Raw genomic sequence first — 23,505 nt, 5'->3', positions numbered from 1 at the left:
CTTAAGCCCTGGCAGCTTAAGCCCGCTCCACAGGGTTGGCCAGCTTGCCGATACCCGGGATCTCAATCTCGATGCGGTCACCCGGGAACATCGCAGCGGTACCGGCCGGGGAGCCGGTGCAGATGACATCACCCGGCAGCAGCGTAATCGAGGCAGTGATGAACTCGATAATCTCCGGGATGGACATAATCATCTGGTTGGAGTTGGAATCCTGCTTGGTCTCGGTAACACCCTCGTGAGTCAGGTGTGCCTTGATCGGCAGCTCGTTGTAGTCCAGCTCCGTCTGGATCCACGGACCAAGCGGGCAGAAGGTATCGATGCCCTTTGCGCGCGCCCACTGACCATCGGCAAACTGCAGGTCACGGGAAGAAACATCATTGACGATGGTGTATCCGAAGATCACATCGTGAGCGTTTTCCTTCTTGACGTTCTTGCACGGCTTACCAATAACCAGTGCCAGCTCGCCCTCAAACTCGACGTTGGTGGCGAAATCCGGAATGCGAATCGGCGCTTCCGGGCCAATGACGGCCGTCGGCGGCTTAATGAACATCGTCGGCGGCAGCGATTCTGCCGACTTCTTGAACACCTCGGCGACGTGGTCAGCGTAGTTACGACCAATAGCGATGACCTTCGACGGCAGCATTGGGGCGAGCAGACGTACGTCGGCAAGCGGCCAGGAACGGCCAGTCTTATTCAGCTGACCGAAAGGGTGCCCTTCGATTTCGTGCAAAGTAACTTCACTGCCTTCGCCCTCAACGAGCGCGAAGCACATGCCCTCTGGGTGGGCGATTCGAGCAATACGCATAAAAATAGGGTACACGTCACATTGCGATAATTATGCAACGACCCCCACTCTCTATACTCTGCGCTCTAAACTCCGCGGGATTCCTGCGCAAGCCACACCAGCGCACAGGCCAACGCATCGTTGAACGCGTGATGGGCCTTAAAACGGGGAATGCCGTACTTGTCGCACAGTGACCACAACCGCAGCTCATCACGGACCGGCTCACGGTTGGCCCGCAGAATCGCGTCGTACTCACGTGTCATAGTGTCCGCCACCGGCACATCAAAACGCGCATCGAAGTACTTCCGGCACAACGGATCTAGGAAACCAACTTCCATCCGCGCGTAGTGCGCCAGCAGCTTCCGTCCCCGTAGAGCTTCTAACAGCTTGCCGACGGCCACCTCTGCCTCTACCCCGGTTGCGACCATGTCGTCGGTAAGCCCATGCACCGTCGCCGACTCGCCGACGCTCACCTCCTCGCGCTCTGGGCGAATGAGAAGGTGACCCGACTCTTCCAGCACGATGTCGCGGCCTTCGACGGCAACCCAACCGATGGAAAGCAACTGATCTTTGGAGGGATCCAGACCGGTGGTTTCCACATCGACCGCGAGCCAAGCATTGTCGCGGATAGGTGCGTCCAAGAGTTTCTTGCGGGGTTTGAAAAACTTCAACATTGCGCGCTCACGACATCGCCCGGATGGGATACTTCGCCCCGAGGCTCTGCTGCAACTTGCGGATAACACCAAACGCATCGCGCAGGTGCTCGCGTTCCAGGCTGGAGAGACGCTTCGGGTAGATGTGGTTATTCGGCTGCTCGCCAGCGTTGAACTGGGCCTGCTGGTGATGAAGCTGCACCGTGCACAGGAACTCGAACGCATCCGCCAGATCCTGCGCACCCTGACGGCTCACGCTTCCGGCACCCGCACTCGCCGCCAAGCGTTCACGCGTCGACAGCTGTGGCAGGCCGGCCGCCACAGTAAATAGACGCGCCATCTGCACCACAGCAGCAGTTCCCCCCTTTTTGATGTCCAGGGTCTCTGCGTGATCGCCGCCCTTTTCCAGCACTAGGCCCCGGAAGAAGCCGAGCGGCGGCTCCCGCCAGGCCGCGAGCTTGGCCAAGTGCGCATGCAGGCGCTGCGACCCCTGAGCCAGCGGCAGGTAGGCCGCACGAAGGCTCTCTACCAGTTGCACGTCGCCCGCTACCCCACGCATGTCGAAGAAGGTCTGTGCATGTAACAGGGCCTCTGCCTCCGGTGCCGTAATCCACCCGTGGAACGTGCGCAGCCACTGCGACTTGGTCATCCTCCACGCAGGATTGCTGGCCATCATGTCCCCTGGACAGAGCGGATAACCGACTCGGTCGAGGTTGGTGCAAATCTCGTCGCTAAGCGCGGCGAAATAGTCAGCATGAGCGTCGGCGTCGTAGTCGTCGGCGAGAACAAGCGCATTGTCCTGATCGGACGCGAGCCCCATCTCCCCGCGCCCATGCGAACCCAGTACCGCAAAGGCGTAGCTGACTGGTGGCGGCCCAAGCTTTTCCTCCGCCAGCGCAACCAGGCGTCGGGTGACAGCATCGGCCACGGCAGTCAGCAGCTTGGCGACCTCCTCCCCCGAATCACCTCGGTCAATAAACCGGCCGACAATCCGCCGCGCGTTCTGAGCAATCTCCGCAATCTCCGAGATATCGCTCTTCCGCGCCAGCGTCGCCGTCGCGTACACGGGATCGGTGTGCAGACTGCGCAGCAGGTCACCAATGACAATCATGCCGACCACTCTCGTCCCGTCGTGCACCGGCAGATGATGGTAACCGCGCTCAGCCATCAGCAGCATGGCCTCAAAAACCAGCAGGTCGGGACTGATGGTTTCCGGGTTCCCGGTCATCACTTCGCTTACAAGCGTCGCCGCGGGCTTCGCCTCTGCCAGCACTCGACGACGGAGGTCACGGTCAGTGATGATGCCGACGAGCGGGCTCTGGTTGGCGCCTGCAGACTCCATTACGAGCAAACTGGAGACATTCCGCTCCGTCATAATCTGCGCCGCCTCTTGTACTGTCGCATCAGCACTGCAGGTCACCAGCGATGTTTCCATCAGATCCGCAACCCGTGTGCGCAATGACTCCGATGCCGCAGTACTCCGCAGCTTCGATGCCACTGCGCGAATGCGCGCGTTCTCACCGCCGTAATAGCGCCGGACCTCTACGAACTGCTCATTGAGCTGGTCAAAAACCTCCTTGGAGATCACTAGGAATACGCAGTCCTCCACTGCCGTCATCGTGTATAGCGAAGGGTCACTGCTCAGCAGCGTCGAATAGCCGAAATGATCTCCCACATCTCGCCTGTCCAACAGCGTGCCAGCTGGGTCAAAGAGATCCACCATGCCGGAGCGAATAATGAAACAGCTGTTGTTATCCGCACCCGCCCGGATAATCTCCGTTCCACGACGGGCATAGCGCATGGTCAAAAGCGGTGGGATAGTCGCGCGCTCTTCATCGTTGAGGTCCGAAAAGGGGCGAGTATGGCTGAGGAAGTCTGCGATTTCCGCAAGCTCGACGGTCATGGGGTCAATTATCCCCTATTTTTGCTCCCAATAGGACTGATTTGCGGGAATACTCGACCTTATGACCAATTCCACACACAGCGCTTCAATAAATCCCGAATGGCCGCTCGACGCCCACATCCTCGGCAGGATGGACAAGCTCGCGGCACTCGTCGCGACGCTTGACGACGACACCTTCAACGCAACCCTCCCCATCCCAGCCATTAACTCCCTGGCCGTGCTGTTACGACATGTGACCGGATCCGCGAGGTACTGGCTCGAGCGCGTCTGCCTTGGGCGTGATTATGTCCGTGATCGCGATGGGGAGTTTTCTGCTCATTGCAGTGTTTCGGAAGGGCTGGAGATTTACCACCGTGACCGCGCGGCCATTGAATCCGCGCTGGTGGAGTTGCAAGGCGTGGACCGCGCTGGTGCTCCTGCTGTTATTCCTACCGATAAGGACCGTTGGTGGTGCGGCAGCATCGAAGGCGTGATTGTGCATGTCTTCCACGAGGCGGCTCAGCACCTGGGACATGCGGAGATTACGAGGGATGCGCTAGTGGCAGGACTGGGAGGGGATGATTCCGATAACGGCGCAGGAAGCTCATCCCCATACCCCCTTGACACCATCATCGATGTACTTCGCCAGGTCGGACATGCGTCGGACTTCATCGAGCACACCGCCGACGGTAAGACTCACATCACTACCGTCGATGGCAAAACTGTGATTGCCTAGCCCTCTCCCCCCCTATTTTTTACTGCGCTACTTCAAAGCAGCAGCAATGCGGTCGCCAACCTCAGCGGTCTTGATCGGGCCACTACCGCGAGTAGCCATGTCAGCTTCCACAGCAGCCTCGATGCGCTGGGCGTCTTCCTCACGACCCAGGTGGCGCAGCATCATGGCACCCGACAGAATGGCTGCCGTCGGGTCCGCGATCCCCTTGCCAGCAATGTCTGGCGCGGAGCCGTGAACGGGCTCGAACATGGACGGGTTGGCATTGGAGGCGTCAATGTTGCCGGACGCCGCCAGGCCGATACCGCCCGACACTGCACCAGCCTCATCAGTAATGATGTCGCCAAAGAGGTTGTCGGTGACGATGACGTCGAAACGCGAAGGATTAGTGACGAGGTAGATCGTCGCAGCGTCGATATGCGAGTAATCGACATCTACCTCTGGGTATTCCTTAGCGACCTCATCGACCGTGCGCTGCCACATACCGCCACCGTGCACCAACACATTGGTCTTGTGGACAAGGGTCAGCTTCTTACGACGGGTCATAGCCAGCTCGAAGGCATAGCGGACGACGCGCTCAGCACCGAAGCGGGTATTGACGGAGGTCTCGTTGGCAACCTCGTGTGGCGTGCCAACGCGAATTGCACCGCCGTTACCTGTGTAGGCACCTTCGGTTCCCTCGCGGACGACCACGAAATCAATTTCGCCCGGGTTCTTCAGCGGTGACTCGACACCCGGGAAGAGCTTGGAAGGACGCAGGTTGACGTGGTGATCCAGCGCGAAGCGCATCTTCAGCAACAGGCCGCGCTCGAGAACACCCGGAGGAACGTTCGCCGGGTCACCGATAGCACCGAGCAGAATAGCGTCGTGCTCACGCAGGGAGTCGAGATCGGCGTCGGTAAGCAGTTCGCCATTGCGCAAGTAGCGACGCGAGCCGAGGTCGTACTCGGTGGTGTCGAACTCGCCGATAGCAGCCTTGAGCACCTTCAGTGCCTCTGCCGTAACTTCCGTGCCGATGCCATCACCCGGGATGACGGCGATCTTCAGCTTTCCTGCCTCAGTCATTTTTTGAGATACCCTTCTCACTATATGGACACAAATGAGTGTAGCAGAACCTAGCGCTCACCCCCGTCACTGTCTGCGCGATTTTTACCATCTCCATCGTTTTCACAATCCACCCGCCTACTGCTCTCTCCTTTTCCATATCCCGCCGCACCTTATCCACTAGGCCGCGGAGATTGTCATGCAATTTGCGACGTTTCTCATTGTGCTCAGCCAGCGCAGCGGTCTTCTTTTCAGTCTGCGAGGCAAAGGTGTAACGACCATGCCCAGTGTGCTCTTTTTCCGACTGCGCAAACGGCCCTTCATCACAAGAGAGGAACGTCCAAGCTTCGATCCCATCATCACCTCGAACAACTCGCCACATACCGGCAGTTTTGAGGTTGTGGTGCCTTCGACAGAGACAATGGAGATTATCTGTGTGCGTGACCCCTTCCTTTTGCCGCTCACCACCGGAAAGGCTGTGATCAAATTCCACAATATGGTCGATATCGCACTTTTCCGCGGGGACATCGCATCCAGGAAAACTACACACACCGTCACGGGCACGCACGAATGCACGCTGAGACTCGGAGGGCCGATACCCCTCAACCGCACTATCCCCCAGCACCCGCAATGTCGATACCCGCTTCAGCCAAGACTCGGCCACCAGCGAAGAAAGCCAACCTGCGCCAGCGAGCCACACTGGAGTGTTTTCCGGTTCGCCATCCTCCCCGGGAGAGAGCACTCGGAAGAGTTCCAGATTCACCTCCACCTCACAAGTACCGCGTAACGCATGCATGAAAGCTGCCGCGCGACTCACTTTCATCTTCTTAGCCACTGCGTCGATAATTGCAAGGGCTTCCACTGCATGATGCCGCTCGAGGACAGTAGTCAGTGTCGTAACTCCAGCGTCACCATGTTCATCAACTGCGATAAACTCCTTAGCCGTCATACGATCGCCGAAGTAGTCGAGAGCCGCAGCTTGAACCTCCCGTACCTCCTCCGACTCCACGGGATTATCCGCCGACCCTCCATCCGCCTCGACCTGGTATGCCGCCGCATCAATTGCAGCATCTACGGTCGCCTCCACATTCCGGGCCAGGACCCTATCAGCCTGCAACCCAGCGACATCCACATCACGTGGCCGCACTTCCGGAGCACACTCACCAATCACTCGCTGCACCCGCGTTGCCATCGCACGCACGCCACGGAGTGCCTCCCCGTCGCGCCTAGGCTTAACGACGTCCACGAGACCCGACTCCACTGCGTCAACCTTGTCATCGGCTACAGGTCGGGTATGTTTACCAAGCATTGCTAAATGCCTCATCGACAAATGCCCGCGCTCCTGACACATTTCCGCTAGTTGCGGCATACGTCCAAGCATGTAGCCAATTTCCATATATTTGTTCACTTCGGCGCGTGAGATTCCAAGCACCACCGACCAATAAGCCAAATGAGCTTCGACATCGCCATCATCTGGTGGTGCGACCCGCTGAGCGATAACCATCTCCAGACGATTAATCTCGCGCATCACTTCAGCGAGCGAATGAGCCCTCACCTCATGGCTGAACCGAAATTCCCCACACGATTCCAACTCTGACATTGCACTGTCCCCTCCCTAACGAGGTCCCCTAACGAACAGTTCTTTATCAATTCGCCCACACCATATCCCCCACCCCGGATTCAAACCGCTGCGCACCCCAAAAATCTCCACATTATTCGAACCCTATTTCGAACCGAGGCTGAAAGAAAATCCCGCCCTACGACGCAAACTTCGTCGTAAAGCGGGAACCGCACTAGAAACCTAGTCGACCGGCTTCATCGAACCGTTCTCGAGGAAACGACGGTGGAAGTCGTAAGAAGTACCCAGGTCATGCGGAGTATGCAGGTACGGGGTGGCCTTCTCAGCACGCTCAACGTATTCGAGCAGCGCCTCCTTGTACATCGGGTGCGCACACTTCTCAATGACAACACGGGAACGCTGACGCGGCGCCAGTCCACGGAGGTCAGCCAGACCCTGCTCAGTGATGATGACCATCACGTCATGCTCAGTGTGGTCAACATGAGAGACCATCGGCACGATTGCGGAAATATCGCCATTCTTCGCCAGCGACGGCGACACGAAGGTGGAGATATAGGCGTTACGGGTGAAGTCACCGGAACCACCAATGCCGTTCATCATGCGCGAACCAGCTACGTGCGTGGAGTTGACGTTGCCGTAGATGTCAGCCTCAATCATGCCGTTGGTGGTAATCAGCCCCATGCGGCGGACCAGACCCGGGTTATTGGAGATGTCCTGCGGACGCAGAACGATCTTCTCACGGTAGTCAGCGGCATTCTCGTTCATACGAGCTGCATATTCAGGAGACAGCGAGAATGCAGTACCGGAAGCCACGGTCAGCTTGCCAGCATCCATCAGATCAACCATGCCGTCCTGGATAACCTCAGTAAAAGAGGTCAGGTTCTCATACTTGGAGTCGAGCAGACCTGCGAGAACGGCGTTCGGAATGTTACCGACACCCGACTGCATCGGCAGCAGGTTCTCCGGCAGACGACCAGCCTTGACCTCCCCATCGAGGAAGTCGAGCAGGTAGCCGGCAATGGCCTTAGAGTCATCGTCCAGCGGCTTGAACGGCGAGTTACGGTCCTCGGCGTTCGTCTCGACGACAGCGACAACCTTATCGACATCGATCTGAACATCCGGAGTACCGATGCGGTCCCCCGGGTTCACAATCGGAATCTCCTTACGGTTCGGAGGCAGGCCGACACTGTAGATGTCGTGCATACCCTCGAGATCCTCGGACTGCCAGGAGTTGACCTCAATAATGATCTTCTCTGCAGCATTGAGGTAAGAAATGCTGTTACCAACCGAAGAGGAAAGAATCAGGGAGCCATCGGCCTTAATGCGAACAGCTTCGACCACGGCAACATTGACCGGACCAAAGAAGCCCTGCTCAGTCATCGGGCCAGAGTGCGACAGGTGAATATCACTATAGAAGGCATCGCCTGCATTGATACGGTTACGCATTCCCGGGTCGGACTGGTACGGCATACGCCACTCAACACCATTGGCCTTCGCCAGCGCACCATCAAGTTCCGGAGCGGTAGACGCGCCGGTCAAGACCTTAATCTTAAACTCGTCGCCACGCTCGTGAGCGGCCTCGATGCGCTCAGCGAGAGCCGGCGGGACAACCTTCGGGTAGCCAGCACCGGTAAATCCGGCAAAGCCCACCATGTCTCCGTGGTTGATGAACTGCGCCGCCTCCTGCGCGGTCATCACCTTGGATTTGAGACCAGCATGGGCAATACGATCTGACATGAATTCACCTTTCTATATCCCCCAACGCGACTATCGGGGGTAGTGCTTCGAACACCAAAGCACACCCCCAACCCTATCAACGAAGCGGTTAGCGACATTCATTCAGATGCCCGAAAGCGCCCCCATTTTAGGCACACTTCACGCGACACTAAAACCGACTACAACACCGTTTTATGCCCTACGTCACAACTGGCCAACAATCAGCCATACGACACATTTACAACCCCTTGCCTAGCCCAATTCACACAGTAGTTATTGATAATCATTTTCAGTACGTTAATCTTGTCGGGTGACTTCTACCGAATTTTCTGATAGCACCACCGAGACCACTCCCGTCACCGTCCTGTCCGGATTCCTGGGCGCCGGCAAGACCACCCTCCTGAACAACCTCCTGGCAAACTCACAGGGGCGCAAAATCGCGGTCATCGTCAACGACTTCTCGGAAGTCAACGTCGACGCCGCCCTCATCGAGCAGGGCACATATCTCGAGCGCGGCGAGGACCGTTTCATCGAAATGTCCAACGGCTGCATCTGCTGCACGCTGCGAGATGACCTCGTGGAAAACGTCGGCAAGCTCGCGCGCAGCGGCAAATTCGAACACATCGTCATCGAATCCACCGGTATCTCCGAACCCATGCCAGTCGCCGCTACCTTCGAGTGGGAATTCGACGACGGCCGCCGTCTCGCCGACATCGCCCCCATCGACACGATGGTCACGCTCGTCGACGCCTCTACATTCCTCGACAGTCTCCGCCAGGGGCGCGCGCTGCCTGACGACGAACGCACGGTCGCCGACCTCCTCGTCGACCAGGTGGAATTCGCCGATCTCATTCTCATCACCAAATCCGACCTCGCCGGCGAAAAGCTCACCGGCGGTACCGAGGAAACGATCCGCGCAATGAACCCCCGCGCACGCATCGTCCGCGTGACTAACGGCGAAATCGCCACCTCTGCCATTCTCGACGCATCGCTTTACGACGAAGGTACCGCGGCCACTTTCCACGGATATGCAGAAGAACTTGCGAATCCCCACACGCCGGAGACTGAAGAATACGGCATTTCTTCGGTTGTTTTCCGAGGCAATCGACCCTTCGACCGCGAACGACTAATCAAGGCTCTCCGCGGCACAAAGGGGCTCGTACGATCCAAGGGGCACTGCTGGATTTCCGACCGCCTCGAAGTCGCCCACGTGTGGAGTCAGGCGGGGCCGAACCTGAAAATCACCCCTGCCGTCATGTGGGCGCAGACCGATGTCCCACCATCCAATGAGGTCGTACTCATCGGTGTGAAATTTAACCCAGAGGCCACACTGCAAGCGTTCGAGGATGCCATGCTGACCGACGAAGAAGTGCGGGAATTGCTGTAACAAAGCCCCTGGAAGAGCGCCGATAAACGACCCGCTGAAGCGATCAGAGTGTCATAAATCACTTCTCAACCTGCGGGTGTGGCAACACACTGTTAGCGCATGCTAGGTTAGGCGACAAAACTAAAGTCGAACAGTCTATCTAGGAGATGACATGTCTGATCGCATCGCACATGCCGGTTTGCGCGGCAAGGTAATGACCGCCGACGAGGCTGCACAGTTTATCAATCATGGTGATGCCCTCGGCATCTCTGGCTTCACCGGTGCTGGCTACCCGAAGGCTCTGCCGACTGCGCTGGCAAACCGCGGCAAGGAACTCCACGCCAAGGGTGAAGAGTTCGCTGTCGACATCTACACTGGCGCTTCCACTGCCCCGGACTGTGACGGCGTGATGGCAGAAGCTGACATCATCCGCTACCGCATGCCGTACCAGGGCGATCCGGCACTGCGTAAGTCCATCAACTCGGGCAAGGCGAAGTACCAGGACATCCATCTCTCCCACTCCGCGCTGTACATCGAGCAGGGCTTCCTGCCGATTGACGCCGCAATTGTTGAGGTCACTCGTATTACGGAAGATGGACACCTCGTTCCGTCGTCAAGCGTTGGCAACAACGTCGAGTGGATGGACAACGCTGACAAGATCATCATTGAGGTCAACTCGTGGCAGTCCGAGGAACTCGAGGGCATGCACGACATCTACCGCATTCAGCACCTGCCTAACCGCACGCCGGTGCCGATCAACGCTCCGGGTGACCGCATTGGCACCCCTTACATCGACATCAACCTGGACAAGGTTGTCGCAGTTGTCGAGACCAACGCGCCGGACCGCAACTCCCCGTTCAAGCCGTTGGATGAGACCTCGAAGGCCATTGCCGGCCACTTCCTCGACTTCCTCGAGGGCGAAGTTCGCGCGGGTCGCCTGGCTTACGACCAGTACATCATGCAGTCGGGCGTCGGTAACGTTCCGAACGCCGTGATGGCGGGTCTGTTGGACTCCAAGTTTGAGAACATCAAGGCCTACACCGAGGTTATTCAGGACGGCATGATTGACCTGATTGACGCAGGTAAGATGACCGTCGCTTCGGCTACCTCCTTCTCCCTGTCTCCGGAAGCTGCCGAGCGTATGAACAACGAGGCTGCTCGCTACCGCGAGAACATCATTCTGCGCCCGCAGCAGATTTCTAACCACCCGGAGGTTGTCCGTCGCGTCGGCCTGATCGCCACCAACGGCATGATTGAGGCCGACATCTACGGCAACGTCAACTCCACCCACATCAACGGCTCCCGAATGATGAACGGCATCGGTGGTTCCGGTGACTTCACCCGTAACGCCTTCGTTTCTTCGTTCATCTCGCCGTCGCTGGCGAAGGACGGTGCGATTTCGACTATCGTTCCGTTCGCTTCGCACATTGACCACACCGAGCACGACGCCATGGTCATCATCACCGAGCGTGGATTCGCTGACCTGCGTGGCCTGGCACCACGTGACCGCGTGGCGAAGTTGATTTCCGTTGCACACCCGGAGTACCAGCCACTGCTGGAGGAGTACTACGAGCGCGCGCTGAAGACCGCTCCGGGCATGTCTACCCCGCACGATCTGCGTACTGCTTTCGACTTCCACGTCAACATGATTGAGAAGGGCTCGATGAAGGGCTAGGCAGTAGGGCTACGGCTGCATAGATCAGCTGGGAAACAAAAATCCCCTCCATGCGGAGGGGATTTTTCATGCAGTAGAAGCTGCGCTAGAGACTAGCTCTAAAACGTCTAGGCGCTCAGAACTAGTCCAGCTCAAGCTGCAGAGCGTGGGTAGCGGAGATCTCCTCGGTAATCTTTTCGACGAGCTCCTCCGGAACCTCCTTGGAAACGCGCAGCACCAGGATGGCAGTCTGATCTGCTTCCTGCGGAGACAGAGCAGCAGCCTCGATGTTGATGCCGGACTCACCCAGGGTGGTAGCAACGCAACCCAGAGCGCCCGGAACGTCCTTGTACAGCAGGAAGAGGTTACGGCCCTGAGCACGCATGTCGATGCCGCGGCCATTGATACGGACAATCTTCTCGACGCGGTTCAGGCCAGTGAGAGCACCAACGACGGTAGCGGTGGAGCCATCAGCACCGATGACCTTGACTTCGAGAACGGAGCGGTGGGAGACGGACTCCGGCTCGGTCTCGACAGTGAAGGTCACACCACGCTCTTCTGCGATACGCGGAGCGTTGACGAAAGTGACCGGCTCTTCCACCATGAGGGAGAACAGTCCACGGATTGCTGCCATACCCAGAACGTTAACGTCCTCAGTGTGCAGCTCACCGCGAGCGGTGACCTCAACAGCGGCCGGAGCGCCCTCGAGCAGACCGCCAGCAACCAGCCCCAGCTCACGAGCCAGCTCGAGCCACAGGGCCACCTCTTCACCGACAGCGCCACCGGAAACGTTGACAGCATCCGGGACGAACTCGCCAGCCAGTGCCAGCAGCACGGACTTAGCGACATCGGTACCCGCACGGTCCTGAGCCTCAACGGTGGAGGCACCCAGGTGCGGAGCACAAACAGTTTCCGGCAGACCAAACAGCGGGGAATCCGTGCACGGCTCGGTCGCGTATACGTCGAAGCCAGTACCGCGGATGTTGCCTGCCTTGATCGCGTCGGCAAGCGCCTGCTCGTCGACGAGACCGCCGCGGGCAGCGTTGATGATGATCTGGCCCTTCTTGGCCTTGCCCAGGAGCTCAGCATCGAACATGCCAGCGGTTTCCTTGGTCTTCGGCAGGTGGATGGTCACGAAATCAGCGCGAGCCATCAGGTCTTCCAGCTCAACCAGCTCAACACCGAGCTGAGCAGCACGAGCCGGGTTCGCGTACGGATCGTACGCAATGATGTTGGTCTCGAAAGCAGCGAGACGCTGCGCAAACAGCTGGCCGATGTGACCGAAACCGACGATACCGACGGTCTTGCCGAAGATTTCGACACCCTTGAAGGAAGAGCGCTTCCACTCTCCCTCACGCAGGGACGCGTCCGCAGCCGGCAACTGGCGAGCGGTGGCCAGCAGCAGTGCGATTGCGTGCTCACATGCAGAGTGAATATTAGAGGTCGGAGCGTTGACAACCATGACGCCGCGCTTGGTAGCGGTATCGATGTCGACGTTATCCAGGCCAACGCCGGCGCGACCGACGATCTTCAGATTCGGAGCAGCCTCGAGGACTTCCTGATCCACGGTGGTAGCGGAGCGGACGAGAAGTGCGTCAGCATCACCAACCGCAGCCAGGAGCTCAGCGCGGTTCGGGCCATCTACCCAACGGACCTCAACGGAATCCCCCAATGCGTCCACAGTGGACTGTGCCAGCTTGTCGGCGATGAGGACAACGGGGCGAGCGTTCTGGCTCACAAGCATCTCCTGGTTTGTCTCGAAAAGTTTATGCAGTATGTGCGGTGTCACTTAAGAAAACTACTAAAGCGTGCACGCGCATTACGTCTCATCATAAACTCTGGGGGTGAGACACGGGGGGACTTACCTAAGCAAAACGGCGCTTACTACCCTTTGTTTAGGGAGTAAGCGCCGTTGCCCCCGACATTCAAGTCGGCAAATATTTCGCGTTATATTTTTATTTCTGCTGGTCTATAACCTACTGGTACGTAACCAACCACGGACGCGGCTCGATGTTCATGGTCTCCTCAGGAGTAAACATCGGCTGATCCTCGTCGATGAAGTTCTTCCACGCCTCGAAAATCTCCGGCTGCAAATCCTGCAACATGACGTTCCAGGTCTCAAACTTCTCCTGCGCGGTGCCATGGCCGTCGGCATGCAGAACGAATGCGAGCTCCGGGTGCGACAGATCCAGCGTCTCGCGGTCGCGAATCATCTGTAGCTGGAACTGGTGCAGCATCAGCATCTTCTGCGGAAGGTTGTTCTTACGAGTCAGCTCAGCCAGCCAATCAGCAACGCGGTTGACTTCTTCAGCCTTAACGTGACCAACCTGAGTCGCCGGAACCTGCCCCGGTTCCATCTTCCACTCCGGGTCCAGCGCCAGACCGACGTTTGGCATCTTCAGCAGTTCTTCGTAGAACTTGGCCTGGTCCAGGAAGTCTGCACTACCCGGCTGCAGGTCGATGATGACGTAGCCGCCGGCCTTGGTCATGGCCTCGACGTACGGCTTCAGAGTCTCAACCGGAGCTGGCTCGGAGTAGTCACCGCGTGGACCCGGGTCAGCCTGCGCGACCGAAGCGATAATCTCGAAGGCCGGCAGTACCGGGTCATCAGCGAACTTCTCGTACTGCTTCACGTAGTCCTTCGCACGTGCGACGGCATCCTCCGGATCATCCTCACCCATCACACCCAATGGAGCGACACCAGGGTGACCATACGTTGCAATCAGATGACGACCGGGGAACAGCAGTGTGCCTCCACCTGGCAGCTCCTTGACCTTGTCATCTTTGGCAAGCTCGATGGACTGATCAAACTTGTCCTTATCGCCGAAAACCTTACCCAGAGCAATCAGGGACTCGCCGTCGCGAGCAGCGGAAATCGACTCAGAGGTAGCACGCGCGTCGCCCACCGGCAACCAACTGACCTTCAGGCCAGCGGCGCGGGCCGTAGCAATGGAGGCCAAACCGGTACCCGGTGCGGCCAGTGCCAATGTGTCCTTGACCTCCTTCGGAGATCCCTTCGGCAGGGTGACGCTCTCCTGTCCCTTGTCGTCCTGCCCATCGCTGGCGCGATCCTGAGCCTCTTGGTTGGCTGCCCCATCCTTCGTTGCATCGCCCTCGACGACAGTTGGCTTCTCCGGATCCATCTCAACGACAGCGCGAGTCGGCTTCGACTCCGTCTCCTTGAGAACCTTAAACTCGGTACCGACGAGCTCCTTAAGGCCATCGGTCGTACCCGGATCCGCAATGATCTGACGGCCCTCTTCGCCAGTCAGGTCAACTGCCCCCACAGTAAGGACTGTCTTTGCGCCCAGGCGGTCAATCTCTTTTTCCACATCGGCGATATCGGCGCCAGTATCACGGCCACGAGCATCCTTCTTCGGGCTCTTGGCAGTAGTGTCATCTTCCGCATCTTCGGCAGAACCAGCCACTAGCATCGGCAGACCAGCAGCAACCGCGATGCCTGCCGCCCTACGCTGCTCAGCAGAGCCAGCCGAGGAAACGACAACCGCTTCCGAACTGTCGATCAGACTTTCCGACGCTGCGATGTCGTCGCTAAGCACCGTCGATTCAGCGTCCACCTTCTTCGTGGAAACAGCGCTGTCGGAATTTCCACACGCGACCAAGGCGCTTGACCCCAACGCCAGGCTGACCGTCAGGGCAACGGTTGCCGTCACGCGCCGCGTCATTGCGGATACTCGCACATTTACCTCCGTGAAATGATTTGATTTCAACGATTAGACTATCGAACGTCTTTGTTGAGGGAGACCTTTCACCCCAGATTAGAACCCCGGATAGGACTGGGGCTACACCCGTTTGGCAGTAGTTGCTTTTAGCTCAGACGTTTATTCCACACGTCTACCCCACACGGTTCAGTGAAAGAAAACTAGTAAGAGAGATACGAAAAGGGCCTCATCACGGCGGTGAAGCTCAGTGATGAAGCCCTACTTCGCGAACAAGCGAGGGATTCGCTTAAGCAACAAACTTAGGCAGTCTCAGCGCGAGCGTCGACCTTAACCCAGCTCATCAGGTCGCGCAGCTTGGAGCCGACCTCTTCAATCTGGTGGTTGTTGTAGGAAGCGCGCAGGTCCTCGAGCTCCTTGTTGCCGCCCTCGACGTTGGCAATCAGGCGCTTGGTGAAGGTGCCGTCCTGAATGTCAGACAAAATCTCGCGCATGTGCTGCTTGGTATCAGCGGTAATAACGCGCGGGCCAGACAGGTAGCCACCGAACTCAGCGGTGTCGGAGACCGAGTAGTTCATGTTGGCAATACCGCCCTCGAACATCAGGTCAACAATCAGCTTCAGCTCGTGCAGGCACTCGAAGTATGCCATCTCCGGCTCGTAGCCAGCTTCAACCAGAACCTCGAAACCGACCTTGACCAGTTCCTCGGTGCCACCACAGAGAACAGCCTGCTCACCGAAGAGGTCGGTCACAGTCTCTGCCTCGAAGGTGGTCGGGATAACGCCAGCGCGGGCGCCACCGATAGCTGCAGCGTAGGACAGAGCCAGGTCGCGGCCCTCGCCCTTCGGGTCCTGGTCAACGGCAATCAGGCACGGAACGCCCTTGCCATCGACGAACTGACGACGAACCAGGTGACCCGGGCCCTTCGGAGCAACCATACCGACGGTGATGTTGTCAGCCGGCTTGATGAGGTCGAAGTGGATGTTCAGACCGTGGCCGAAGAACAGCGCGTCGCCGTCCTTCAGGTTCGGCTCGATGTCCTCGCTGTAAACCTTTGCCTGGGTGGTGTCCGGAACCAGCACCATAATGACGTCTGCCCATGCAGCGGCATCTGCGTTGGACTTAACCTCGAAGCCAGCTTCCTGAGCCTTCACAGCGGACTTGGAGCCTTCACGCAGACCGATAACAACCTCGACACCGGACTCGCGCAGGTTCTGAGCGTGAGCGTGGCCCTGGGAACCGTAGCCCAGGATGGCAACCTTACGTCCCTGGATGATGGACAGATCAGCATCGTCGTCGTACAGCAGTTCAATAGCCATTAAAGTTAGCCTCTTTTCGAATCGGATTCGTTAAAAATCTTAGCGTTTAGTTGTTAGCGGGCCTGGAGCATCGGCTTCGGCCCACGTGCCATTGCGACGGTACCGGACTGAATGAGCTCACGGATACCAAACGGCTCGAGGACCTCCAGCAGGGCTACAAGCTTCGAGCGCTCACCCGTCGCCTCAATGATGACAGACTCTTGAGAAACGTCCACCACACGGGCACGGAAGAGATTGGCGGCATCGACTACCTGCGGACGATTGGTGTTGTCGCAGGAAACCTTCACCATCAGCAGTCCGCGCGACACCATGGTCTCTGGGGGCTGGCGGACCACTTTCAGCACGGGCACCAGCTTGTTCAGCTGCTTAGTAATCTGTTCGATCGGCAGCGTCTCCGTCTCAACCACGACGGTGATGCGGTTGACTCCCTCGGTCTCAGTTTCACCCGAGGTAATCGACTGGATGCTGAAACCTCGGCGGGTGAACATGCCCGCAATGCGGACCAGAATACCCGGCTCATCGAGGGTCAACACGGATAGAGTGTGCAGTTCAGCCATTTTGGGACTCACTTCCTGTTGCTTCGGATCCCGATTAGCGGGTCTTCATGGACGGGTGGTTAGCGTCGGGCTGCTTCGCGGCGTCCTCGGAGTTGTCCACAACAGTGCCGTGGATGTCAGCCGGGGCCTCAGCTGCTGAATTCTCATCGTTGAACAGCGGGCGCAGACCGCGGGCGTATTCGACCTCATCATTGGACTTGCCAGCTGCCACCATCGGCCACACCTGAGCATCCTCACCGACAATGAAGTCAATAACCACCGGTCGGTCATTAATCTCGCGTGCCTTCTTAATCGCCGCCGCGACATCTTCCTTCTTGGTCACGCGGATCGCCACGCAGCCAAGCCCCTCGGAGAGCTGGACGAAGTCCGGCAGGTAGGAGTTGTCCTCCGGGCGCAGCTTGGTGTTGGAGTAGCGCTGATCGTAGAACAGCGTCTGCCACTGACGAACCATGCCCAGATTACCGTTGTTAATCAAGGCAACCTTGATGGGAAAACCTTCCATTGCACAGGTGGTCAGCTCTTGATTGGTCATCTGGAAGCAACCATCACCGTCGATGGCCCAGACTTCCTTTTCTGGAGCAGCCGCCTTGGCACCCATCGCAGCCGGGATTGAGTAGCCCATCGTGCCGGCACCACCGGAGTTAAGCCAGGTGCGCGGGTTCTCGTACTGGACGAACTGCGCTGCCCACATCTGGTGCTGGCCGACGCCAGCGGCATAGATGGCCTCTGGACCAACGATGTCGGACAGAGTCTGAATTACAAACTGCGGAGCGATTGCACCATCAGCGGGCTCTTCCCACCCGAGGGGGAACTCGTCGCGGAGACCGTCGAGAAGCTTCAGCCAGTCGGCAATCTGCGGGCGACTAAGACCGAGCTTGGTGTAGGACTCGCTAAGTGCGGCAAGGACCTCGCGGGCATCGCCGACGATGGGAACATCAACTTCGCGGAGCTTGCCAATCTCTGCCGGGTCAATGTCGGCGTGGATTACCTTCGCGTTCGGCGCGAAGGAATTCAGATCACCGGTAACACGGTCGTCGAAACGCGCGCCAATAGTGATGAGCAGGTCGGACTTCTGCAGAGCAGCGACGGCTGACACCTTGCCGTGCATGCCCGGCATACCCATGTGCAGCGGGTGCGAGTCCGGGAATGCGCCGCGAGCCATCAGCGTGGTCACGACCGGAACCCCAGTCTGCTCGGCGAACTCGACCAGCTCCTTGGAAGCATCGGCCTTAATGACGCCACCACCGATGTAGAGCACCGGACGCTTTGCCGCAGCAATCATCTCAGCGGCTTCGTCGATCTGTCGCTGGTGCGGGGTTGTCACCGGACGGTAACCCGGCAGGTTGATCTCCGGTGGCCAGGTGAAGTCGATCATCGTGTTCTGGAGGTCCTTCGGGACATCGACCAGAACCGGACCTGGACGACCAGAAGAAGCCAGGTGGAATGCCTCAGCGAGCGCGCGCGGGATGTCCTCAGCTTCGGTGACCATGAAGTTGTGCTTCGTAATCGGCATGGTCACACCGCGGATGTCAGCCTCCTGGAAAGCGTCAGTACCCAGCAGCGGGCGACCGACCTGACCAGTGATAGCGACAACCGGAACGGAGTCCATCTGAGCATCCGCGAGCGGGGTCACCAGGTTAGTAGCACCCGGGCCGGAAGTCGCGATACAGACACCAACCTTGCCGGAAACCTGCGCGTAACCAGTGGCAGCGTGGCCAGCTCCCTGCTCGTGGCGCACCAGGACGTGACGAAGCTTCTCCGAGTCATAAATCGGATCGTAGAGCGGAAGCACTGCACCACCGGGAATACCGAAGGCTACCTCGACACCAAGCTCTTCAAGGGATCGGACAATGGCTTGTGCACCAGAAATTCGCTCGGGGGCGCTGGTGCGCGCCTTAGCCGCGAATTGGGCGGGCGATGGGGTGTGCTGCTCGTGCGCGTTCACGATTTCGCTCCTGGATCATGGTGGGCAACTACTCAACACACATTCACGCAAAGAAGCTACGAATGTGGCGTTGGCTACAACCCTAACGTCCACATAGTGAGAAGTCAATCCCGTCAATTGGACACGCCATCCGTATCACACCCCGAGCACCCACCCGATTCCAACGAGAACCCCGCCCCAACTTTGGGAATCACTCTACCCAGAAACTCCCCGACCACGACCCCGGGGACACCCAAGCCTGCACACCCAAGCCTGCACACCCGAGCCCTACACGCCCGAGCCCCGCAAGCCCCAAGTCCAAAGCTCGTCTTTATGCATAATTCTTTACCTTTAAACTCAGCGCATATTAAGGCGAACGACCTACGGTGGATGGCATGGAATTCTTGCAATACATGTTGTTACGGACATGGCAATGGGTGGCCAATAACGGCCTTGCCATCGCATGTCTGGCCATTCTGCTAATTCTTGTTCCCCGTATCCGACGTTTCGTTCTGGCAATTGCGGACGGAAACATCTCCTCTTCAGAGGAGCAGTCCAAGGGACGGCGCGCACTGATTGGCGCTGTGGTTTACATCGTCGAAGTCATTGCATACTTCGTCTTAATCATCGCGATTCTGTCGAAATTCGGAATCTCACTGACCGCCGCCGCTATCCCCGCGACGGTCGTTTCCGCCGCTGTTGGTTTTGGCGCACAGGGAGTCATCGCCGACTTCCTTGGCGGACTGTTCATCATTGCCGAGAAGCAGTACGGCATTGGCGACTGGGTTGAGTTCCACGCCCCTTCGGGGACCGTGCAGGGTGACGTGGTCAATATGACATTGCGCGCCACCACCATCCGAACCCTTAACGGCGAGGAAATCATCGTTCCGAACTCCGAGGCACGTATGTGTATCAACTACTCCTCACAGTGGTCCCGTGCTGTCGTTGAAGTTCCCGTACCGATGACCGCCGGTGGCTCCATTAAGGACCTGGAAGAGCGCACTGTCGCCGCCGCCAAGAGTGCCATCGCACTGGACTCCGTCAAGGATGCAGTTCTCTCCGAGATCAAGCTGCAGTCCTCCACGGAGCTCAATCCGCCGACGGTTATGGGCCTGCCGTGGACCGTCACTATGCGCTTGATTGTCGACTGCAAACCGGGCGACCAATGGCTCATCGAGCGCGCCATCCGCGCCGCAGTCATCGACACTTGGTGGGATGACTACGGCGAGCGCGCCCAACAGACCCCGTTTGCTCCCGCCGAAGAAATCACCGGTCATGTCCGCGATGACACGATGATCGAACAGCTCAGGCAGGCCGATGCTAAGCAAGAGAAAAAACAACAGCTTGACGACGGCGACAGCGCTCCAACCGAAGTTGTCGAAGCGGTAGCGGACACTACTGCCCAGCCGGATACCGCAGAAACCAAACTGATGGAAACTCAGACCGTCGATAAGCAAGACGGGAACGAGCGATCCGACCTGCCGCATGCGGGTGCTGACCTCGATGATGCTCGACGCGAGCAAGAGGACAGCGGAAGCAACAACGCCATCCGCAAGCTGGTTAGCCACCCTGACTGGAAGACGCTCACGACGCGCCAGAAAATCCGGCGAATCCTCTCTGCAGGTGGACGTGCTCGCGTTTCGACAATCATGCTCTTGGCAACCCTAATTGTCCTCGGCGTTTTGAATCTCATGACGGTCGAGACCGAGGGCGGCCCATCCGGATGGCTAGCACCGAGCAGGTGGAGCGATCGGGTAACGACACAGGAAGAGGACTCGGAAGAGTCGTCAGCTCCGCAATCATCGAACCAGCCGACTAGTACCACACAGAGTGTGCAGCCCACCGAGACTTCACAGCAGACTCAGACATCACAGAATCAGCCGTCCGAGACTTCACAGCAGCCTCAGAGCACGCAGAACCGCGCACCTTCGACCGCCACCTCCACCGAGCCAGACTCTACTCAGAGCAACACCGACAACGAGAACACTGGCGGATCACAGTCGACAGACTCCACTAACAACGCAGAACCAAACTCGGTCGGGGCGCAATAACGCGCAACTGCCTACCGCGCATTAACCAATCCGAACTACCCGCTACAATCAAAGGCCATGACTGACTCGACTCCACAGCTAAAATTTGCGACGCAGCGATTTCGCCCACAGAAGACGCATCTGTTCATCGTTGCGTTCATGCTCGTGCTGTGTGTAATTGCCACCGGTTTTGCCCCGTGGCTGGCCATTACCTTCCTGGCACCGTTGATTTATACGCTTTGGATTTTCCGAGTACGCACCACCGTAGGGCCACGCGGCATCACTGCGGTGTACCTATTGTCCAAGCGCCGTTCGGTGCCCTGGAGCGATTTTGCGGGCATCTTCTTCAACAAGGGCGGCCGCGCCTTTGCGGTAACCAAGTCAGATGAGCGCATCGCCCTGCCGGCCATCTCTTTTAATTCGCTGCCGGAGTTGAAGGAAGCCACTGGCGGTCTGATTCCAGATCCGATCGCTTCGGCTCGTATGGCGGAAAATGACAAGGTCGAGGTTTTCGACCGCGATGGCCACTCCGTAATGAAGAAGGTCAGTGAGGTTGAGGCTGATGCCAAGGCTAAAGGTGACGCCTCTGCCGAGTAACATATAAGCAGTCCACAAAGCCCCTAAATCTCATTATGCGGACACCAGTGACCACGAAATGAGACATTAGGGGCTTTTTGTGATTAATATGGATAATTAATTACCTTGCACCCTATCTAGGAAGGGCAGCCCCCATGATTCCCCTTCGCTCTAAAGTCACCACTGCCGGCCGTAATGCTGCAGGTGCGCGTTCGCTATGGCGCGCAACTGGCATGACCGATAACGACTTCGGCAAGCCGATTATCGCAATTGCCAACTCTTACACTCAGTTCGTTCCGGGTCACGTGCACCTGAAGGACGTTGGCGACATCGTCGCAGAAGCTGTAACCGCAGCCGGTGGTGTCCCCCGTGAGTTCAACACCATTGCTGTCGACGACGGAATTGCGATGGGCCACGACGGCATGCTCTACTCGCTGCCGTCCCGTGAGATTATTGCTGACTCTGTCGAGTACATGGTCAACGCTCACACCGCTGACGCATTGGTCTGTATTTCCAACTGCGACAAGATCACGCCAGGCATGCTCAATGCGGCCCTGCGTCTGAATATCCCGGTGGTCTTCGTTTCCGGCGGGCCGATGGAATCGGGATCATCGGTTGTTATCGATGGCGTCGTCAAGCCCGGCTCTGACCTCGTCTCGGCTATTTCTGCATCCGCAAACGACAAGGTTGATGACAAGAACCTGCTCGACATCGAGCGCTCGGCATGCCCGACCTGCGGATCGTGCTCGGGCATGTTCACTGCAAACTCGATGAACTGCCTGACCGAGGCCCTCGGCCTGTCCCTGCCGGGTAACGGTTCTACCCTGGCAACTCAGCAGGCGCGTCGCGATTTGTTCACGCGCGCCGGTGAACTGATTGTGGACCTGGCGAAGAGCTACTACCACGATGGTGACGAGTCCGTGCTGCCGCGCAACATCGCCAACCGCGACGCTTTTGTCAATGCAATGACGCTCGACGTTGCCATGGGTGGTTCCACCAACACCGTGCTGCATATTCTCGCTGCCGCCCAGGAGGGCGAGATTGACTTCGACCTCTCCGACATCGACGCGATTTCCCGCCGCGTGCCTTGTCTGTCCAAGGTGGCACCGAACTCGGACTACTACATGGAGGACGTCCACCGCGCCGGTGGTATTCCAGCCATCCTCGGCGAACTGCGCCGCGCGGGCCTGCTGCAAATGAATGTCCGCTCCGTTCACTCCCCATCTCTGGAGGAGCACCTGGACAACTGGGATATCCGCGGCGGCAAGGCCACTGACGAAGCGATTGAACTGTTCCACGCAGCCCCTGGCGGCGTGCGCACCACCGAGCCGTTCTCCACATCCAACCGCTGGGAGAGCCTGGATACGGACTCCGAAAATGGCTGCATCCGCGACTTCGACCACGCCTACACGAAGGAAGGCGGTCTGTGTGTCCTGCGCGGCAACATCGCCGAGGACGGCGCTATCCTGAAGACCGCCGGTATCGGCGAGGATCAGTTCCACTTCGAGGGCACCGCTCGCGTCGTAGAAAGCCAGGAAGAGGCTGTCTCGGTCATCTTGAACCGCACCTTGCAGCCGGGCGAAGTTCTCTTTGTCATCTACGAGGGTCCTTCCGGCGGCCCGGGCATGCAGGAGATGCTGCACCCGACCGCATTCATCAAGGGCGCTGGCCTGGGTAAGGTCTGTGCACTGGTCACCGATGGTCGCTTCTCCGGCGGTTCCTCCGGACTGTCTATCGGCCACGTTTCCCCGGAGGCCGCTGCCGGCGGCGCAATCGGTCTCGTCCGCAACGGCGACCCGGTGTACATCGATGTCGCTGAACGACGGCTCGAGATTCAGGTGTCCGACGAGGAGCTGGCCGCTCGCCGCGATGAGGAGCTCAAGCGCGACAAGCCATTTACTCCGCACAAGCCGCGTCCGCGCAAGGTCTCCAAGGCGCTGCGCGCATACGCCAAGATGGCCTCCAGTGCGGATAAGGGCGCGGTCCGCATTGTCGACTAGCTAGATCA

Annotated in this window: 17 protein-coding genes; 6 read left to right on the top strand and 11 right to left on the bottom strand. The window is 58.3% G+C overall.

The window, feature by feature from the left end; all coding sequences use genetic code 11:
• Positions 1 to 16: 16 nt before the first annotated feature.
• The 3 genes from ADB08_RS07310 to ADB08_RS07300 form a co-directional block, all read right to left on the bottom strand.
• Positions 17 to 805 (bottom strand): fumarylacetoacetate hydrolase family protein, encoded by a 789-nt coding sequence (locus tag ADB08_RS07310; protein ID WP_049172137.1) that lies wholly within the window; start codon positions 803 to 805, stop codon positions 17 to 19.
• 65 nt (positions 806 to 870) lie between these two features.
• On the bottom strand, positions 871 to 1,458 hold the full coding sequence (locus tag ADB08_RS07305; protein WP_048735364.1) for a 3'-5' exonuclease: 588 nt from the start codon (positions 1,456 to 1,458) through the stop codon (positions 871 to 873).
• Between the two features lie 7 nt (positions 1,459 to 1,465).
• Positions 1,466 to 3,340 carry a DUF294 nucleotidyltransferase-like domain-containing protein gene (locus ADB08_RS07300; RefSeq protein WP_049172113.1) on the bottom strand — a complete coding sequence of 625 codons (1,875 nt, stop codon included), beginning with the start codon at positions 3,338 to 3,340 and terminating at the stop codon, positions 1,466 to 1,468.
• A 61-nt stretch (positions 3,341 to 3,401) separates the two neighbouring features.
• On the opposite strand from ADB08_RS07300, the gene ADB08_RS07295 reads away from it, so the two are divergent.
• A complete protein-coding gene (locus ADB08_RS07295) occupies positions 3,402 to 4,055 on the top strand; it encodes a DUF664 domain-containing protein (RefSeq protein ID WP_049172112.1) in 654 nt (217 codons plus the stop codon).
• Positions 4,056 to 4,082: 27 nt separating this feature from the next.
• On the opposite strand, the gene ADB08_RS07290 is transcribed toward ADB08_RS07295, so the two are convergent.
• The 3 genes from ADB08_RS07290 to ADB08_RS07280 all read right to left on the bottom strand — a co-directional run bounded on the left by ADB08_RS07290 (position 4,083) and on the right by ADB08_RS07280 (position 8,412).
• Positions 4,083 to 5,099 carry a 3-isopropylmalate dehydrogenase gene (locus ADB08_RS07290; protein ID WP_141744336.1) on the bottom strand — a complete coding sequence of 339 codons (1,017 nt, stop codon included), beginning with the start codon at positions 5,097 to 5,099 and terminating at the stop codon, positions 4,083 to 4,085.
• Between the two features lie 10 nt (positions 5,100 to 5,109).
• Complete coding sequence (locus tag ADB08_RS07285) at positions 5,110 to 6,696, bottom strand: HNH endonuclease signature motif containing protein (RefSeq protein WP_049172108.1); 1,587 nt, start codon at positions 6,694 to 6,696, stop codon at positions 5,110 to 5,112.
• 201 nt (positions 6,697 to 6,897) lie between these two features.
• Complete coding sequence (locus ADB08_RS07280; RefSeq protein WP_049172107.1) at positions 6,898 to 8,412, bottom strand: acetyl-CoA hydrolase/transferase family protein; 1,515 nt, start codon at positions 8,410 to 8,412, stop codon at positions 6,898 to 6,900.
• A gap of 289 nt (positions 8,413 to 8,701) precedes the next feature.
• Between ADB08_RS07280 and ADB08_RS07275 the strand changes: the two genes are divergently transcribed.
• Both ADB08_RS07275 and ADB08_RS07270 read left to right on the top strand, forming a co-directional pair.
• The gene (locus tag ADB08_RS07275; protein ID WP_049172106.1) at positions 8,702 to 9,778 is read left to right on the top strand and encodes a GTP-binding protein; all 1,077 of its coding nucleotides are present in this window, start codon (positions 8,702 to 8,704) and stop codon (positions 9,776 to 9,778) included.
• 151 nt (positions 9,779 to 9,929) lie between these two features.
• On the top strand, positions 9,930 to 11,432 hold the full coding sequence (locus tag ADB08_RS07270; RefSeq protein WP_049172105.1) for an acetyl-CoA hydrolase/transferase family protein: 1,503 nt from the start codon (positions 9,930 to 9,932) through the stop codon (positions 11,430 to 11,432).
• Between the two features lie 121 nt (positions 11,433 to 11,553).
• On the opposite strand, the gene serA is transcribed toward ADB08_RS07270, so the two are convergent.
• The 5 genes from serA to ADB08_RS07245 all read right to left on the bottom strand — a co-directional run bounded on the left by serA (position 11,554) and on the right by ADB08_RS07245 (position 18,912).
• On the bottom strand, positions 11,554 to 13,149 hold the full coding sequence (serA, locus tag ADB08_RS07265; protein WP_049172135.1) for a phosphoglycerate dehydrogenase: 1,596 nt from the start codon (positions 13,147 to 13,149) through the stop codon (positions 11,554 to 11,556).
• A 238-nt stretch (positions 13,150 to 13,387) separates the two neighbouring features.
• The gene (locus ADB08_RS07260) at positions 13,388 to 15,112 is read right to left on the bottom strand and encodes a hypothetical protein (RefSeq protein WP_049172104.1); all 1,725 of its coding nucleotides are present in this window, start codon (positions 15,110 to 15,112) and stop codon (positions 13,388 to 13,390) included.
• 281 nt (positions 15,113 to 15,393) lie between these two features.
• Complete coding sequence (gene ilvC, locus ADB08_RS07255) at positions 15,394 to 16,410, bottom strand: ketol-acid reductoisomerase (protein ID WP_038628558.1); 1,017 nt, start codon at positions 16,408 to 16,410, stop codon at positions 15,394 to 15,396.
• 53 nt (positions 16,411 to 16,463) lie between these two features.
• Entirely contained in the window at positions 16,464 to 16,967 is a 504-nt protein-coding gene (ilvN, locus tag ADB08_RS07250) for an acetolactate synthase small subunit (protein WP_048735338.1), read from the bottom strand.
• Between the two features lie 34 nt (positions 16,968 to 17,001).
• Complete coding sequence (locus ADB08_RS07245) at positions 17,002 to 18,912, bottom strand: acetolactate synthase large subunit (RefSeq protein ID WP_049172103.1); 1,911 nt, start codon at positions 18,910 to 18,912, stop codon at positions 17,002 to 17,004.
• Positions 18,913 to 19,286: 374 nt separating this feature from the next.
• On the opposite strand from ADB08_RS07245, the gene ADB08_RS07240 reads away from it, so the two are divergent.
• From ADB08_RS07240 to ilvD, 3 genes are all read left to right on the top strand, one after another.
• Positions 19,287 to 20,942: a mechanosensitive ion channel family protein gene (locus ADB08_RS07240; RefSeq protein WP_049172134.1), complete on the top strand. Its 1,656-nt coding sequence runs from the start codon at positions 19,287 to 19,289 to the stop codon at positions 20,940 to 20,942.
• 57 nt (positions 20,943 to 20,999) lie between these two features.
• A complete protein-coding gene (locus ADB08_RS07235; RefSeq protein ID WP_049172102.1) occupies positions 21,000 to 21,518 on the top strand; it encodes a PH domain-containing protein in 519 nt (172 codons plus the stop codon).
• 134 nt (positions 21,519 to 21,652) lie between these two features.
• Positions 21,653 to 23,497 carry a dihydroxy-acid dehydratase gene (gene ilvD, locus ADB08_RS07230; protein WP_016422491.1) on the top strand — a complete coding sequence of 615 codons (1,845 nt, stop codon included), beginning with the start codon at positions 21,653 to 21,655 and terminating at the stop codon, positions 23,495 to 23,497.
• Positions 23,498 to 23,505: the final 8 nt, after the last annotated feature.

This window comes from Corynebacterium sp. 239_CJEI, from assembly GCF_001055995.1.
Lineage (GTDB): Bacteria > Actinomycetota > Actinomycetes > Mycobacteriales > Mycobacteriaceae > Corynebacterium > Corynebacterium jeikeium_D.
The sequence above is the reverse complement of the archived record's forward strand: the minus strand, read 5'-3'. Positions and strand labels throughout refer to the sequence as shown.